Consider the following 12,501-nt stretch of genomic DNA (forward strand, 5'->3'; position numbering starts at 1 on the left):
CTCTTGCCAACCAGTTATGTATTGATACATACTTGACTACGTGACAACACAATATGGGATCACCGGTGCGACGGCCAAGGCCCTTTCCGCTTCAGTCGAACAGGCCGTGACCGACGGCAGGTTGGAACCCGGTGCGGCCCTCCCCCCGGTGCGCCGGCTCGCGGAGGACCTCGGGATCAGCCCCGGAACGGTCGCCACCGCCTACAAGGAACTGCGCGGACGCGGCATCGTCGTCACCCGCGGCCGCGGCGGTACGGTCGTGGCGCCCGCCCCCGCCGTGGCGTCCCGGCGCCCGCCCAAGGTGCCCGATGGCCTGTGCGACCTGGCGGGCGGCCACCCCGACCCCGCGTTCCTGCCCGACCTGCTGCCGCCCGGCCGCCTGTCGCCCGGCGCCCGCTCCCACCGCTCGTCCCCCCGGCTGCCCCGCCTCGAGGAGGCCGTGCGGCAATGGCTCGGGTCCGACGGCGTACCGGTGGAGCACGTGACGTTCGCGCACGGAGCACTGGACCTGATCGGACGGCTGCTCTCCGTCGAGCTCCGGCCGGGCGACGCCGTGGCCATGGAGGACCCTGGCTACCACCATCTGCTCGACCTGATCACGGCGTTGGGCCTGCGCACGGTCGCCGTCGCGGTCGACGACGAGGGCATGCGCCCCGAGGCGCTGCGCGCCGTGCTGCGGACGGGAGTGCGGGCCGTCGTCTGCAGCCCCCGGGCGCAGAACCCGTACGGCGGCTGCCTCTCCGCCGCCCGCCGCGACGCGCTCGTGGCCGCCCTGCGCGAGGCGCCCGACGTCCTCGTGATCGAGAACGACCACGCCGGGAGCATCGCCGCGGCCCCTCTCCACACCCTCACCGCGGGCGGGCTCACCCGCTGGGCGCATGTGGCGACCGTGACGAAGTACCTGGGCACGGACCTGCGGTGGGCGGCGGCGGCCTGCGACGCGACGACGCTGGCCCGCCACGACGGACGGCTGCTGCTCACCTCCGGCTGGGTGAGCCATCTGCTGCAGGAGACGGTGCTCACCCTGATGGCGGACCCCGGCACCCAGGCCCTGGTCCGGCAGGCACGGGAGGCGTACGACGAGCGCCGGCGCGCCCTGACCGCCGAGCTCGGGCGACGCGGCATCGCCGCCCACGGCGTGAGCGGCATGAACGTATGGGTGCCGGTGCGGGACGAGTCGGCGGTGGTGAACGGGCTGCGGACGTACGGCTGGTGGGTCGCGGCCGGAGCGCGGTTCCGCATCGAGACCGCCCCCGGAGTGCGGATCACCACCGCCGGCCTGTCGCCGGCCGACGCGCGACGGCTGGCCGGCGACTTCGCGGCCGTGCTGGGGGAGTCCCAGGCCACGTACGGGGGGTGAGGGGGGTCGCCCACGGGCCGGCGGACGAGCTGAGGTCTGTGAGGAAGTCGCTCCCGTTCCGCGCGAGTAGACAGTGTCTACCTGTTCCTGGTAGACACTGTCCATGGACCATGAACCCTCCCTCCGCGACCGGCTGATCGACGTCGGAGTGGACCTCGTGATGACCGAGGGAAGCGCCGCACTGGGGCTCCGCGAGATCGCCCGCCGGGCAGGGGTCTCCCACGGGGCGCCACGGCGCTACTTCCCCACGCACCAGTCCCTGCTCTCCGCGATCGCCCGCCGCGGCTTCGCCGACCTCGCAGCGCGCATCAAAGCCGCCACCGCACCCACACCCGACGGCGCGAGGACACCGCGCGAGCAGGTGCGGGCGATGGGGCGGGAGTACGTCGCGTACGCGCTGGAGCACCGCGGCATGTTCGAGCTGATGTTCCGTCACGACCTGCTCGACAGCGAGAAGGAAGCGCCCCGGGACGAGACGGCGGGCACCGACGGGAAGGACGCGGCGGACCGGCCCCGGCTGCGGGAGTCGACCCTGCCCATGTTCGAGGCCTTCGTCGGGCTCGTCGAGCGGTGCCGCCCGGAGCACGCTCCCGCGGGGCAGCCACCCGCCGTCACGGCCGCCGCCCTCTGGACGAACCTGCACGGCCTCGCCCAACTGTGGACGTGGGGCAGCCTGCCCCTCGCCCTCGGCACCACCACGCCCGGCGGCGACCACCTCGACCGGATCGTCTCGGCGGTCCTGGACGCACACCTCGGCCCGGTGGACGCATGAACGGGCCCGCACGGCGGCACCTGGCGCTCGCGGCCAGCGTGACCGGAGCGATGATCGTCGCCCTGGACGGCACGGTGCTGCTCATGGCGCAACCCAGCATGCAGCGCGAACTCGGCGCCGGCGTGGCCCAGGTCCAGTGGACCAGCACCGGCTATCTGCTCGCCGTCGCGGCCCTCCTCGTCCTCGCCGGCCGGCTCGGCGACCGGTACGGGCACCCACGGCTGCTGTTCACCGGCGTCCTCGGCTTCGCGGCCGCCTCGGCCGGCATCGCGCTCGCGCCCTCCGTGGGCTGGGTCATCGGCCTGCGCGCCCTGCAGGGCGTCTTCGGCGCGCTGCTGCAGCCGGCCACCCTCGCCCTGCTGAGACTGGCCTACCCCGCGGACCGGATCGGGACAGCGGTCGCCCTCCGCACCAGCGCGATCGGAGTGGCCTCGGCGGCCGGCCCGCTCCTCGGCGGCCTTCTCGTCGCACACCTGGGCTGGCGCGCCGTGTTCTGGGTCAACGTCCCCGTCGCCCTCGTGATCGCCGCGCTCACCCTCGCCGTACGGGTGCCCACGCCCCCGGCCGCCGCGTCCCAGCGGCTCGACCTCCCGGGCGCCACCCTGCTCGCCGCCGCCCTCGCGGCCCTCGTCCACACCCTGGCCGGCGTGCCGGCGCACGGCTGGACCGCGACGCCGACCCTGCTCGGGCTCGCCGTCACCGCGGGCCTCGCGGCCGTACTCCTCGCGCACGAACGCCGCATCGACCACCCCATCGTGCCGCGCGCCGTGGCACGGTCCCTGCCAGTGACGGCGTCGATGGGCATCCTGCTGGTCACCACCGGCGGCATGTTCGGCGCCCTGTTCGTGGCGACCTTCGTCCTCCAGGACGTCCTCGGGCTCGACCCGCTCACCACCGGCCTGCGGGTCCTGCCGATGACCGCGTTCATGGTCCTCGGCGCGCCCTTCGCTGGCGCCGCGCTGCGCCGCTACGGCCCGCGCCGCACGGCGACCGCCGGCATCCTCCTCGTCGTCCTCGGCCTCACGGGCCTCTCCCGGCTCACCACGGCCGGCACATGGACGGCCACCGGCGCCGCCTTCGCCGTCCTCGGCGCGGGCTTCGCCACCGTGATGGTCACCGCCACCGGGACCGTCGTCGGTGACGCGCCGGCGGGGTACGCCGGGGTCGTCGGCGGACTGAAGCAGACCGCCATGAATATCGGCCCGACCCTCGGCATCGCCGTCGCCTCGAGCATGATGCCGACGAGCGCGCCCACCCCCGGCCGCACGGCCGCCGACGCGCTCCGGTCCGCCCCGGAGACCGGCCCCACCGTGCTCGTCCTGGCAGCTCTCGCCGCCCTCGCCCTGCTGCCGGCGGCGCTGCTGCCGCACGGACGCCCGGAGAAGCGAACAGCCGCGGCCCCGGGCCGGGTCAGGCCGACCGAAGGCCGTCCCTGAGCCGGGCGAGGTCCCCGGCGTCCACGCTGATCCCGAACTCCTCCTCCAGCACCTGCCCGAGCTCCGCCGGCTCGATCTTCCGCTCCGTGGACGAACCGTCGGGGCGGAAGGTCGTCAGGGTCGTGGCGTCGAGCCGGCGGTGGTGGGCGCCGGTGAACCGCTGGGCGAACGGGCGCTTGACGAACGGGGAGCGCGCATGGGTGGACACGTAGTGGCTGCCCACCACGTAGTCGATCGTGTACTGCGGATTGAGGGTGAAGGTGTGCCGGTCCTCCCAGCCCCCGGCCTTGAGCTGGTACAGCCACCAGTCGTCGATGCCGAAGACGCCCGGACGCCGCTCCAGCCGGAACTTCCAGCCCTCGTAGTCCACCTCGGTGCCGTCCGCCAGCTCGATCGGCTCCAGCGGCCCGCAGCCGAATCCGACGTCGCACAGCCACAGCCGCTCGTCGTCGGCGGCCGTCACGGCCAGCAGCGCGTGGGTGGCGGGCAGGATCTTGTCCGCGCCGAGCGTCACCCGCCCGCTCATGGCGCTGAACTCGAAGCCCAGCCGCTCGAGGACGGCGGCGAACAGCACGACGTGCTCGAAGCAGTAGCCGCCGCGGCTGCCGCGCACCAGCTTGTCCTGGACGGACTCGACGTCCAGCAGCACCGGAACGCCCAGGACGGCGTTGAGGTTCTCGAAGGGGATGGAGGTGACATGCCCCCGGTGCAGGGCACGCAGCAGGTCCAGGGTCGGCGCCCGCTCGCCGTGGTAGCCGATGCGGTCCAGATAGGCGTCGAGGTCCAGCAGGTCGCCGTTCCAGTCGTGCGTGCGGTCCGTCTGCATCGTGGTTCCTCGCTTCTCGATCGTTGCGGACACGACCGTATGCGAAGCACCGCAGCCGGGGCCTCTGCCCGGAGACCGTGCGGACCTCGACCTTTGGACCTAGGGCTTCGAACCGAGACCACCTGAGCCCCGTACGCGCCGCGGCCTCAACCCGCCCCGGGCCCGAACCGGCGCTGGTACGCCGACGGAGTCAGGCCGGTCCCGCGCCGCATCAGCGTACGCAAGTGCGTGGCGGTGCCGAGCCCGCTGCGCCGCGCGACCACCTCGAACCGCGACTCGCCCCGCTCGATCAACCGGCACGCCAGAGCGAGCCGTTCCCCCGTCAGCCACGCCAACGGCGTCGTCCCCAGCTGCGCCCGGAAGCGGCGGTGCAGCGTCGCCGGACTGACCGCCGCACGCGCCGCGAGGGCGGACACCGTGAGCGGCGAGTCCAGCCGCTCCTGGGCCCAGGCCAGGACGGGCGCCAGCGACTCGTCCGGGAGGTCGGGCACGGGACGCTCCACGAACTGCCGCTGCCCACCGTCCCGGTGCGCCGCGAAGACCAGCCGCCGGCTGACGGAGTTGGCTATCTCGGCCCCGAAATCACGGCGGACCACATGCAGCCCGAGGTCGAGCGCGGCCGCGCTCCCGGCGGCGGTGAGGATGTCCCCGTCGTCCACGAACAGCACGTCCGACTCGAGCCGGACGGAGGGGAAGCGGGCCCGGAAGTCGTCCGCCCACTGCCAGTGCGCGGTGGCCCGGCGCCCGTCGAGGACCCCGGCCTCGGCCAGCGTGAAGGCGCCGCTGCAGAAGCCGACCAGGCGCGCACCGCGTGCGTGCGCCCGCCGGATCGCCTCGAGCACCGACCGGCGGCGAGGCACCTCGACGTCGGGGCGGTTGGGGACGATCAACGTGTCCGCCGTCTCGGCCGCCTCGAGACCGGCGACTCCGGTGAGCGTGAAGAAGCCGTCCCGCATCAGGGTGCGGGGCTCGGGGGAGCACAGCCCGAAGTCGTACAGCTCACGGCCGATCTCGGGCCTGCGCAGCCCGAAGACCTCGGTCGCGCAGCCGAGCTCGAAGGGGTTCGAGTTCTCGTCCACGATCACGACGACCCGGTGTACGCCCGCCGTGCGGTCCGGCTGCGAGGATTGTTGCGTCATATGCGATTCCTAGCACTCACACCGGCCGGGAGCACCGGCGGAGGATGAGCCCATGAGCAACGAACCCATCCTCCTGGACAAGGCCCTGGCCTCCTTCGACGCCCTGTGGAGCCCCCGCATCGTCACGCGCGTCAACGACTACGACGTCCGCATCACCAAGGTCCAGGGAGAACACATCTGGCACGTCCACGACGACACCGACGAGTTCTTCATGGTCCTCGACGGCGAGCTGCGCATCTCCCTGCGCGAGCCCGCCGGGGAGCGCACGGTCCTGCTGCCCCGGGGCGCGGTGTTCACCGTCCCCCGGGGCACGGAGCACAAGCCGTCCGCCCCCTCCGGCGCGGCGATCCTGCTGTTCGAGCCGAGCGGGACGCTCACGGTGGGGGACCGCCACGACGAGATCCCGGACCACGTCGACGCGACGACCGGGCACGCACTCGGCTCCTGAACTCCCCCCGCTCCTCCTCGGGTTCGGCCCGGCCGACGTCGGGTCAGCGGGGCCGGAGGAGCAGCCGGGGCGAGTCGACGAGGACGGCGGTGGCGCCGAGCCGCGTGGCGGTGCGCAGATCCGCCTTCGTGTTCACGGCGAACATCACGATCGGAGTCCTGCCGTGCGATGCGGAGCGGAAACAGGCGACGGATTCCGGGGTCCACAGCTGCGCGGTGACGGGAGAGTCTCCCGTGCCCAGGGTGAACTTCTCCCGCAGTGTCATCTGCCGCTTGAGCTCGAACCCGGCCCAGGAGCCGGCCGGAGGCGCGCTCTTGCAGGCGTGTTCCAGGGCGACTTCGGTCAGGCGCTGCCGGGTGGCGTCACGGGACTCGGCGACCTGCGCCCGCTCCGTCTTCGCCAGCAGTCCGGTCACCTCGGCGTCGGTGGAGTACAGCCGCACCCTGTCCCAGGCGTTCTTCTCGTCCAGCACCCGCACCACCGCGTCGACGACGTGGGAAGCGGGCGCCTGCTTGAGGTCGAGGTAGATCTGCCGGCCCTCGGGTACGGCGTCCAGCGCCGCCGCGAGCGTGGGGATGCGGACGGGGTGTTCCCGGTAGGGGTGGGCGCCGTCGGCGTCCTTGAAGGCGTACCCGGCGTTCAGCGACGCCAGTCCGCTCAGGGGTGTCTCCGCGACGGCCCCCGAGCCGTCCGTCAGCGCGGACAGGTCCGTCGGCCGGTACAGCACGGGGACGCCGTCCTTGGTCGCCTGGACGCTCAGCCACTGGCCGTCCGCACCCGCAGCCAGCGACCGTTCGATGGCGAGCAGCGTGTTCTCGGGGTAGTCGCCGGTCCCGGCGCGGTGCGCGATGATCAGCGGCTTGGCCGGGGCGTGCGCGGCGGCGGGTCGGTCCGTCTGCGCGGTGGCCGGGCTGCCGGCCGTGAGCATGGGGGCGGCGCAGACGAGGAGCGCCGTGGCGGTGAGGACGGACCGGCGCGGTATGAAGGTGGTGTTCGTCACCTGGGCATCATGCCGCTCGTCCCGTACCTCCATGCCCAGAAGGTCTTGATTCAGGGGCAGCCCGAGGTGATCTTCCGGAAGTTGCGGTAGTGGTCGGCGGTGTACCAGACGGTGCGGGTGCCCGGGTCGCGGACGAGGCGTTCGGCGTCGCGGCGCCGGCCCGGTGGGCGGGGGGTGACGTCGTATTCGCGGTAGTGCCCGGTCGCGGGGAGGTGGCCGCTGAGGTTGCGGTGGATGTTGCCGCCGCGGATGACGAGGGCGGAGCGGGCCACGGGGTAGTCGTGCGCCCGGTCCGAGGCCGGCCAGTTCAGGCCCTTCCAGATGCCGCAGGCGTTCTTGACCTGGGCGGGGAACCGTTCGACCGGCAGGGGCGGATCGATGACGTCGGCCGGGCGGACCGCGGCGGTGGCCGTGGGCGCGCCGGGTGCGGGGGACAGGGCGACGGCCGACAGGAGCAGGGCGGCGGCCGTGACATGCCGAGCGCTACGAAATGTGGTCATACCCCCATCAACGGTGACGAAGGCTACGGGATACGCAAAAGATGCCGTTGGTGATCCTCACCTCACCAGGCGAGGATCACCAACGGCATCCAGGGGTCAGACGGAGATCAGGAACGCTGCTGGCGGGCCTGCTCGTCCCGCTCGGCGTTCTTCTCCTTGATGCGCACCGCTTCCTTGCGGACCTCGGCCTGCGTGGCGCGCTCGCGCTGCAGCCACTCGGGCTGCTCCTGCTTCAGGGCCTCGATCTGCTCCGTGGTGAGGGCCTCCGTGACTCCGCCACGGGCCAGGCCCGCGATGGAGACGCCCAGCTTCGCCGCGACCACGGGCCGGGGGTGCGGACCGTTGCGTCGCAGCTCCTGCAGCCACTCGGGCGGGTCGGCCTGCAGCGCGTTCAGCTCGGTGCGCGAGACGACACCCTCCTGGAACTCGGCGGGGGTGGCCTCGAGGTACACACCCAGCTTCTTCGCCGCGGTCGCGGGCTTCATCGTCTGGGTGGTCTTGTGCGACGTCATGGTGTCAAGAGTATCGAGCGTGTGAGCTACCTCTGACCACGACCGGTAACCTAGGGGAGTGACAGGCTCGGAAGATTCCCCTACGTTCCGGCTCGCGTATGTCCCGGGAGTGACGCCCACGAAGTGGGTGCGGATCTGGAACGAGCGGCTGCCCGACGTCCCACTGACCCTCGTCGGCGTCTCCGCCGCCGAGGCGTGCGACGTGCTGCGCGCCGGCGGGGCCGACGCGGGCTTCATCCGGCTGCCGGCCGACCGCAGGGACCTCAGCGCGATCCCCCTGTACACCGAGACGACAGTGGTCGTCATCCCGAAGGACCACATCGTGGCGGCGGTCGACGAGGTGTCCGCCGAGGACCTGGCCGACGAGCTCGTGCTGCATCCCCTCGACGACACCCTGGAGTGGGAGCGTCCGCCGGGACGCCCCGCGCTCGAGCGCCCCGCCACGACCGCGGACGCCATCGAGCTGGTGGCGGCGGGAGTGGGACTCCTCGTCGTCCCGCAGTCGCTCGCCCGCCTGCACCACCGCAAGGACCTCACCTACCGGCCGCTCTCCGACGTCCCCCAGTCGCGCGTCGCGCTGTCGTGGCCGGAGGAGGAAACCACCGATCTGGTGGAGCAGTTCATCGGCATCGTCCGCGGGCGCACCGTCAACAGCACCCGGGGCCGCCCCCAGGCCCAGGACAAGGCGCAGCCGAAGAGCAAGCGCCCCGAGGCGCGCGGCGCGCAGCGCAAGCCCGCGGCCGGCAAGTCGACGGGGAAGTCGGGCGGCAAGAGCCCCCGGAGCGGCTCGGGCGGCGCCAAGGGCACCAAGGGCGGCAAGACCGCCAGTCGCGGCAAGCCCCGCCGCCGGCCGTAGCGGTCGAAACCCCGCGGCGCGGGGCACCGGGCCGCGGGGGCTCCGCGCGGGCCGTCGCCCCCGCCATCGGCCCGGTCAGTCCCGGGGGCCGATCACCCGCCCCTCCTCCGTCACGGTGATGGCCCCCGCCGGGCAGGAATCGGCCGCGTCGAGGACCGTCTCGTCGGGCGTGCTCTCGCCGCCGCCCAGCGGCCGGGAGCGCTCGCCGTCCAGGACGAACGACGAGGCGGCCAGGGACGTGCAGATGCCCGAGCCCATGCACCGGCCGCGGTCCACCGTCACCCGCCAGGCCATCGCTCACCACCCCACCGGCATCGAGCGGGGCCCGCGCACCAGCATCTGCGTCTTCCAGACGATGTCCCCGGCCACATGAAGGCCCGGCATCCGCAGGACGAGGGCCCGTAGGGCCTCCTGGAGCTCGACCCGGGCGAGGGGTGCCCCGAGGCAGTGGTGGACGCCGTGGCCGAAGCCCAGGTGCTGGTTGCCCTCCCGGTCCAGGTCGAGGGCGTCGGGGGCCGGGAAGCGCAGCACGTCGCGGTTGGCGGAGCCCACCGACACCAGGACCGGCTCGCCCGACCGCACCAGCGTGCCGCCCACCTCGATGTCCTCCGTCGCGTAGCGGGCCATGGACGCGGCCATGCCCAAGGGGACGAAGCGCAGCAGCTCCTCGACCGCGGCGGGGAGGAGCCCGGGGTCCTTGTGCAGCCGCGCCAGCTCCTCGGGATGCTCCAGGAGGGTCCACACGAAGTTGGGAACCTGGGTGGCGGTGGTCTCATGGCCCGCGACCAGGACGGCCACGCACAGGTCGATCAGCTCCAGCTCCGAGAGCCGGTCGTCCTGGTCGCGGGCCCCGATCAGGGCGGTCATCAGATCGTCCGCGGGCCGGGCGCGGCGCTCGGCGATCAGCCCCGCCATGTACGCGCGCAACTCCTCCCGGCTCGCGTCCGCTTCCTCGGCCGTGAGCGAGCTGGTGGACAGGGCGTCGTCGCTCCACTTGCGGAAGAGGGGCCGGTCCCCCTCGGGCACCCCGAGGAGCCGGCAGATCACGGAGACGGGGATGGGCAGCGCGTAGTCCTCGACCAGATCGGCGGGCGGGCCGGCGGCGACCATGTCGTCCAGCAGGCTCTCGGCCAGGGCGCGGATGCCCGGCCGTAGCCGCTCCACCCGCTGCACGGTGAACGCCTTCGTCACCAGCGTGCGCAGCCGGGTGTGGTCGGGAGGGTCCATGGTGAGGATGCCGGTGGTGTTCCGGGCGGCCGACTGGCGGGGTTCGTCGTGCTCGACGCAGGCGGCGCGGCTGAACCTGCGGTCGCCCAGGACGAACCTGGCGTCCGCGTAGCGGGTCACGAGCCAGGCGGGCTCGCCGTAGGGCAGCCGGACGCGTCGCAGCCCCTCGCCGCAGCGCGTCTTGTCGTACTCCTCGGACAGGTCCAGGCCGGTCGGCTCGTTGAACGGATAGGCGGCGGGCTCGCTGTGGGAGGTGGACATCAGGACCCCTTGTTCCCTCGCGTAGGCAGTAGGTCTCGCGCCGGTACGGGCGGCACATGTAAGCACCTGCTTACAACGACCGTAGGACGGGGTAGGAAGGACGTCAACGGGGCCTGGCCCGTAGGGGTTTCGAACGCCCGGGCGGGCCGGTCGGCGCTTGAGGAGGAACGGGATGACCACGGAAAATACGGTGCGCCGACGTGACGCCGAGGCCACCCGCCAGTCCTTGATCGAGGCGGCGGCCGGGCTGTTCGCCGAACGCGGATACGACCGGACGACCGTGCGCGCCATCGCCGACCGCGCCGGCGTCAACCAGGCCCTGCTCTTCCGCTACTTCGGATCGAAGACCGCTCTCTTCGGCGAAGTGGTGGCACAGGACGGCCGCCGGCAGCTGCGCGAGACACCGGCCGAGCGACTGCTGGAGACCGCCCTGCGGAATCTGCTCACCCCTGGCGGCACCCCGCCCGGGGACCGCTCGCTGGAGGTCTTCCTCCGCTCGGTCGGAGGAGACGACGAGGCCGCGCGGACCAGCCGCCTCCTGACCGAGGAGTACGCCGACGTCCTGGCCGGGCTCACCGACGCGGACGACGCCGAACTGCGCTCCGCCCTGGTCCTGGCCTGGCTGCTCGGCATAGGGCTGACCCGGGTCGTGGTGCGCCAGGAGCCGCTGGCCGGCGCCGACCCGGAGCATGTGTGCCGGCTGATGCTGGACGCGGCGCGGACGCTTCTGGAGCGACTGCCGTGACGGCTACGGCTACGGCTACGGCTACGGCACCGGCACGGACGCGTGGACCCGGTGCAGGTGCACCACGACGTCGAAAGCGCGGCCCAGCGCGAGCGGCGGGGTCGGCTGGTTGGGGTACCGCCCGGGGATGACGAACGTCGGGCGTGCCGTGTTCAGCCAGCCGCCGACCGTCCGATCGCGGCCGGCCGCGCGCAGGTCGACGTAGAAGTCGCGGTAGCGCACCTGGTCGAGGGTGTATTCGTTGCTGCCGGGCGCGGCCGGGTCGACGCTGTAGGTGCCCGCCTCGCCCGTCGCCGTCTTGGCGCGGTAGTCGCCGCCGTTCAGCGAGGTGCCGACGGCGAGGTAGTCACGGCCGACAAGTTCGCGCAGGTCGGCGCCCATCGTGACCGGGTAGTGGTCGGGCACCGCGGACTCGTAGGCGACGTGACCGTTGTGACCCGAGACCACGATCCGCTCGCCGGTCTGGCGCTGCCACCACACGGCGGTCTCCGCCATGGTCCGGTCGCGGTAGCGGCTCGCGGCCTTCGCCTGGGCCGGGTCGCTCCAGTCGACGGTGTACTCCTTGGCCATGTGCGAGAGGATCCGGGCCTCCTGCAGCACCCAGGGATCCTGCTTCCCGGCCTTGGCCAGCAGCTGGTACGCGGCCTCCGCGTCCTGCGCGATCGCCTTCCGTTCGGCGAGCGGCAGGGCGTTGTACGCCGCCATGCGCGCCGCGACTTGGGTGGGCAGGGCGCGCAGTGCGGCGTAGTGGCGGCGGAGTTCGGGTGCGAGAGCGGGCTCGTTGCCCTCCGCCCAGGTGAGGATGCGGTCGTACTGCTCCGGATCGGCGTCGGAGAAGTCCAGGCCCACGACCCGGATCTGATGCGGGCCGGTGCGATTGTGCTCGCGCATCCAGCTGAACATCCGCGCCAGTTCTTCCGTGTTCAGCAGGGAGTACCCGTCCTGGAACTCGTCGCGCATGATCTGCCGGACGTCGCCCTTGCCGGTGCTGAGGTAGGTGTTGAGCCGGGTGGCCGCCGACCAGCTGATCTCCATGGCGTAGGCGGAGAAGCCCTCCCGCTTCACCAGCTCTTGGAACAGCCGGTCCTTCACGGTGAACAGTTCCTTCGAGCCGTGCGAGGCCTCGCCGAATCCGACGATGCTCGCCCCCCGCGTCATCGAGGCGAACGCGGCCAGGTCGCCCCCGGACCCACCGGGCTCGGCGGTGCGCAACGGATGCGCGTACCGCTGCAGTCCGGCCACCACCTCACGGTCCTGGGGCGAGGCCGAAGCCGAGGGGGCGGGGGCGGCGGGCGCGCCGGCCGCTGTCGCGGTGGCGGCGGCCGGGCCCAGGAGGGCCGCCAGAGCGAGCGCCACGGCCACAGGACGGCGTATGGATACGTGTGTCATGCAGGAAGTTATACAGGGGCCCTCCCGGGC

The 12,501-nt window shown here is 72.8% G+C and carries 14 protein-coding genes; 6 read left to right on the top strand and 8 right to left on the bottom strand.

Translation table 11 applies throughout. The features are described 5' to 3' along the window. Window positions 1–40: 40 nt before the first annotated feature. The 3 genes from AB0G59_RS04480 (at window position 41) to AB0G59_RS04490 (ending at window position 3,568) form a co-directional block, all read left to right on the top strand. Window positions 41–1,360 carry an aminotransferase class I/II-fold pyridoxal phosphate-dependent enzyme gene (locus AB0G59_RS04480; RefSeq protein ID WP_360907937.1) on the top strand — a complete coding sequence of 440 codons (1,320 nt, stop codon included), beginning with the start codon at window positions 41–43 and terminating at the stop codon, window positions 1,358–1,360. Window positions 1,361–1,463: 103 nt separating this feature from the next. Continuing rightward, window positions 1,464–2,132 (top strand): TetR/AcrR family transcriptional regulator, encoded by a 669-nt coding sequence (locus tag AB0G59_RS04485; protein ID WP_360907939.1) that lies wholly within the window; start codon window positions 1,464–1,466, stop codon window positions 2,130–2,132. After that, window positions 2,129–3,568 carry an MFS transporter gene (locus AB0G59_RS04490; protein WP_360907941.1) on the top strand — a complete coding sequence of 480 codons (1,440 nt, stop codon included), beginning with the start codon at window positions 2,129–2,131 and terminating at the stop codon, window positions 3,566–3,568. The genes AB0G59_RS04485 and AB0G59_RS04490 overlap by 4 nt, the downstream gene beginning before the upstream one ends. Here AB0G59_RS04490 and AB0G59_RS04495 read toward each other — a convergent pair. Together AB0G59_RS04495 and AB0G59_RS04500 are read right to left on the bottom strand one after the other, a co-directional pair. Next, window positions 3,543–4,394, bottom strand: coding sequence for an arylamine N-acetyltransferase (locus AB0G59_RS04495; RefSeq protein ID WP_360908612.1), 852 nt, complete (start codon window positions 4,392–4,394; stop codon window positions 3,543–3,545). The genes AB0G59_RS04490 and AB0G59_RS04495 overlap by 26 nt on opposite strands. Window positions 4,395–4,540: 146 nt before the next feature. After that, window positions 4,541–5,533, bottom strand: a complete 993-nt coding sequence (locus tag AB0G59_RS04500; RefSeq protein WP_360907943.1) for a helix-turn-helix domain-containing protein — start codon at window positions 5,531–5,533, stop codon at window positions 4,541–4,543. Window positions 5,534–5,585: 52 nt separating this feature from the next. Here AB0G59_RS04500 and AB0G59_RS04505 point away from each other — a divergent pair, with 52 nt between their 5' ends. Next, window positions 5,586–5,981, top strand: coding sequence for a cupin domain-containing protein (locus tag AB0G59_RS04505; protein ID WP_360907945.1), 396 nt, complete (start codon window positions 5,586–5,588; stop codon window positions 5,979–5,981). A 43-nt stretch (window positions 5,982–6,024) separates the two neighbouring features. Here the strand turns inward: AB0G59_RS04505 and AB0G59_RS04510 are convergent, their stop codons facing one another. The 3 genes from AB0G59_RS04510 to AB0G59_RS04520 form a co-directional block, all read right to left on the bottom strand. Continuing rightward, window positions 6,025–6,981, bottom strand: coding sequence for a glycerophosphodiester phosphodiesterase family protein (locus AB0G59_RS04510; RefSeq protein WP_360907947.1), 957 nt, complete (start codon window positions 6,979–6,981; stop codon window positions 6,025–6,027). 50 nt (window positions 6,982–7,031) lie between these two features. Beyond that, window positions 7,032–7,481: a ribonuclease domain-containing protein gene (locus tag AB0G59_RS04515; protein WP_360907949.1), complete on the bottom strand. Its 450-nt coding sequence runs from the start codon at window positions 7,479–7,481 to the stop codon at window positions 7,032–7,034. Window positions 7,482–7,588: 107 nt separating this feature from the next. After that, window positions 7,589–7,993, bottom strand: a complete 405-nt coding sequence (locus tag AB0G59_RS04520; protein ID WP_360907951.1) for a DUF5997 family protein — start codon at window positions 7,991–7,993, stop codon at window positions 7,589–7,591. A 58-nt stretch (window positions 7,994–8,051) separates the two neighbouring features. Between AB0G59_RS04520 and AB0G59_RS04525 the strand changes: the two genes are divergently transcribed. Then, window positions 8,052–8,849 carry a LysR family substrate-binding domain-containing protein gene (locus AB0G59_RS04525; RefSeq protein ID WP_360907953.1) on the top strand — a complete coding sequence of 266 codons (798 nt, stop codon included), beginning with the start codon at window positions 8,052–8,054 and terminating at the stop codon, window positions 8,847–8,849. A gap of 75 nt (window positions 8,850–8,924) precedes the next feature. Here AB0G59_RS04525 and AB0G59_RS04530 read toward each other — a convergent pair whose 3' ends face one another. Together AB0G59_RS04530 and AB0G59_RS04535 are read right to left on the bottom strand one after the other, a co-directional pair. Next, entirely contained in the window at window positions 8,925–9,143 is a 219-nt protein-coding gene (locus AB0G59_RS04530; protein ID WP_360907955.1) for a ferredoxin, read from the bottom strand. 3 nt (window positions 9,144–9,146) lie between these two features. Beyond that, on the bottom strand, window positions 9,147–10,337 hold the full coding sequence (locus AB0G59_RS04535; protein ID WP_360907957.1) for a cytochrome P450: 1,191 nt from the start codon (window positions 10,335–10,337) through the stop codon (window positions 9,147–9,149). Window positions 10,338–10,509: 172 nt separating this feature from the next. Between AB0G59_RS04535 and AB0G59_RS04540 the strand changes: the two genes are divergently transcribed. Continuing rightward, on the top strand, window positions 10,510–11,082 hold the full coding sequence (locus AB0G59_RS04540) for a TetR family transcriptional regulator (RefSeq protein ID WP_360907959.1): 573 nt from the start codon (window positions 10,510–10,512) through the stop codon (window positions 11,080–11,082). Between the two features lie 21 nt (window positions 11,083–11,103). Here the strand turns inward: AB0G59_RS04540 and AB0G59_RS04545 are convergent, their stop codons facing one another. Further along, window positions 11,104–12,471 (bottom strand): erythromycin esterase family protein, encoded by a 1,368-nt coding sequence (locus tag AB0G59_RS04545; protein WP_360907961.1) that lies wholly within the window; start codon window positions 12,469–12,471, stop codon window positions 11,104–11,106. Window positions 12,472–12,501: the final 30 nt, after the last annotated feature.

Origin of the sequence: Streptomyces sp. NPDC021096, assembly GCF_040641275.1 — a bacterium.
Lineage (GTDB): Bacteria > Actinomycetota > Actinomycetes > Streptomycetales > Streptomycetaceae > Streptomyces.

Bases quoted from the DNA above. Each gene is read 5' to 3' on its own strand.
- AB0G59_RS04545 (WP_360907961.1), bottom strand. From the start codon at position 12,471: ATGACACACGTATCCATACGCCGTCCTGTGGCCGTGGCGCTCGCTCTG.
- AB0G59_RS04485 (WP_360907939.1), top strand. From the start codon at position 1,464: ATGGACCATGAACCCTCCCTCCGCGACCGGCTGATCGACGTCGGAGTG.
- AB0G59_RS04505 (WP_360907945.1), top strand. From the start codon at position 5,586: ATGAGCAACGAACCCATCCTCCTGGACAAGGCCCTGGCCTCCTTCGAC.
- AB0G59_RS04535 (WP_360907957.1), bottom strand. From the start codon at position 10,337: ATGTCCACCTCCCACAGCGAGCCCGCCGCCTATCCGTTCAACGAGCCG.
- AB0G59_RS04495 (WP_360908612.1), bottom strand. From the start codon at position 4,394: ATGCAGACGGACCGCACGCACGACTGGAACGGCGACCTGCTGGACCTC.
- AB0G59_RS04520 (WP_360907951.1), bottom strand. From the start codon at position 7,993: ATGACGTCGCACAAGACCACCCAGACGATGAAGCCCGCGACCGCGGCG.
- AB0G59_RS04490 (WP_360907941.1), top strand. From the start codon at position 2,129: ATGAACGGGCCCGCACGGCGGCACCTGGCGCTCGCGGCCAGCGTGACC.
- AB0G59_RS04540 (WP_360907959.1), top strand. From the start codon at position 10,510: ATGACCACGGAAAATACGGTGCGCCGACGTGACGCCGAGGCCACCCGC.
- AB0G59_RS04530 (WP_360907955.1), bottom strand. From the start codon at position 9,143: ATGGCCTGGCGGGTGACGGTGGACCGCGGCCGGTGCATGGGCTCGGGC.
- AB0G59_RS04500 (WP_360907943.1), bottom strand. From the start codon at position 5,533: ATGACGCAACAATCCTCGCAGCCGGACCGCACGGCGGGCGTACACCGG.
- AB0G59_RS04515 (WP_360907949.1), bottom strand. From the start codon at position 7,481: ATGACCACATTTCGTAGCGCTCGGCATGTCACGGCCGCCGCCCTGCTC.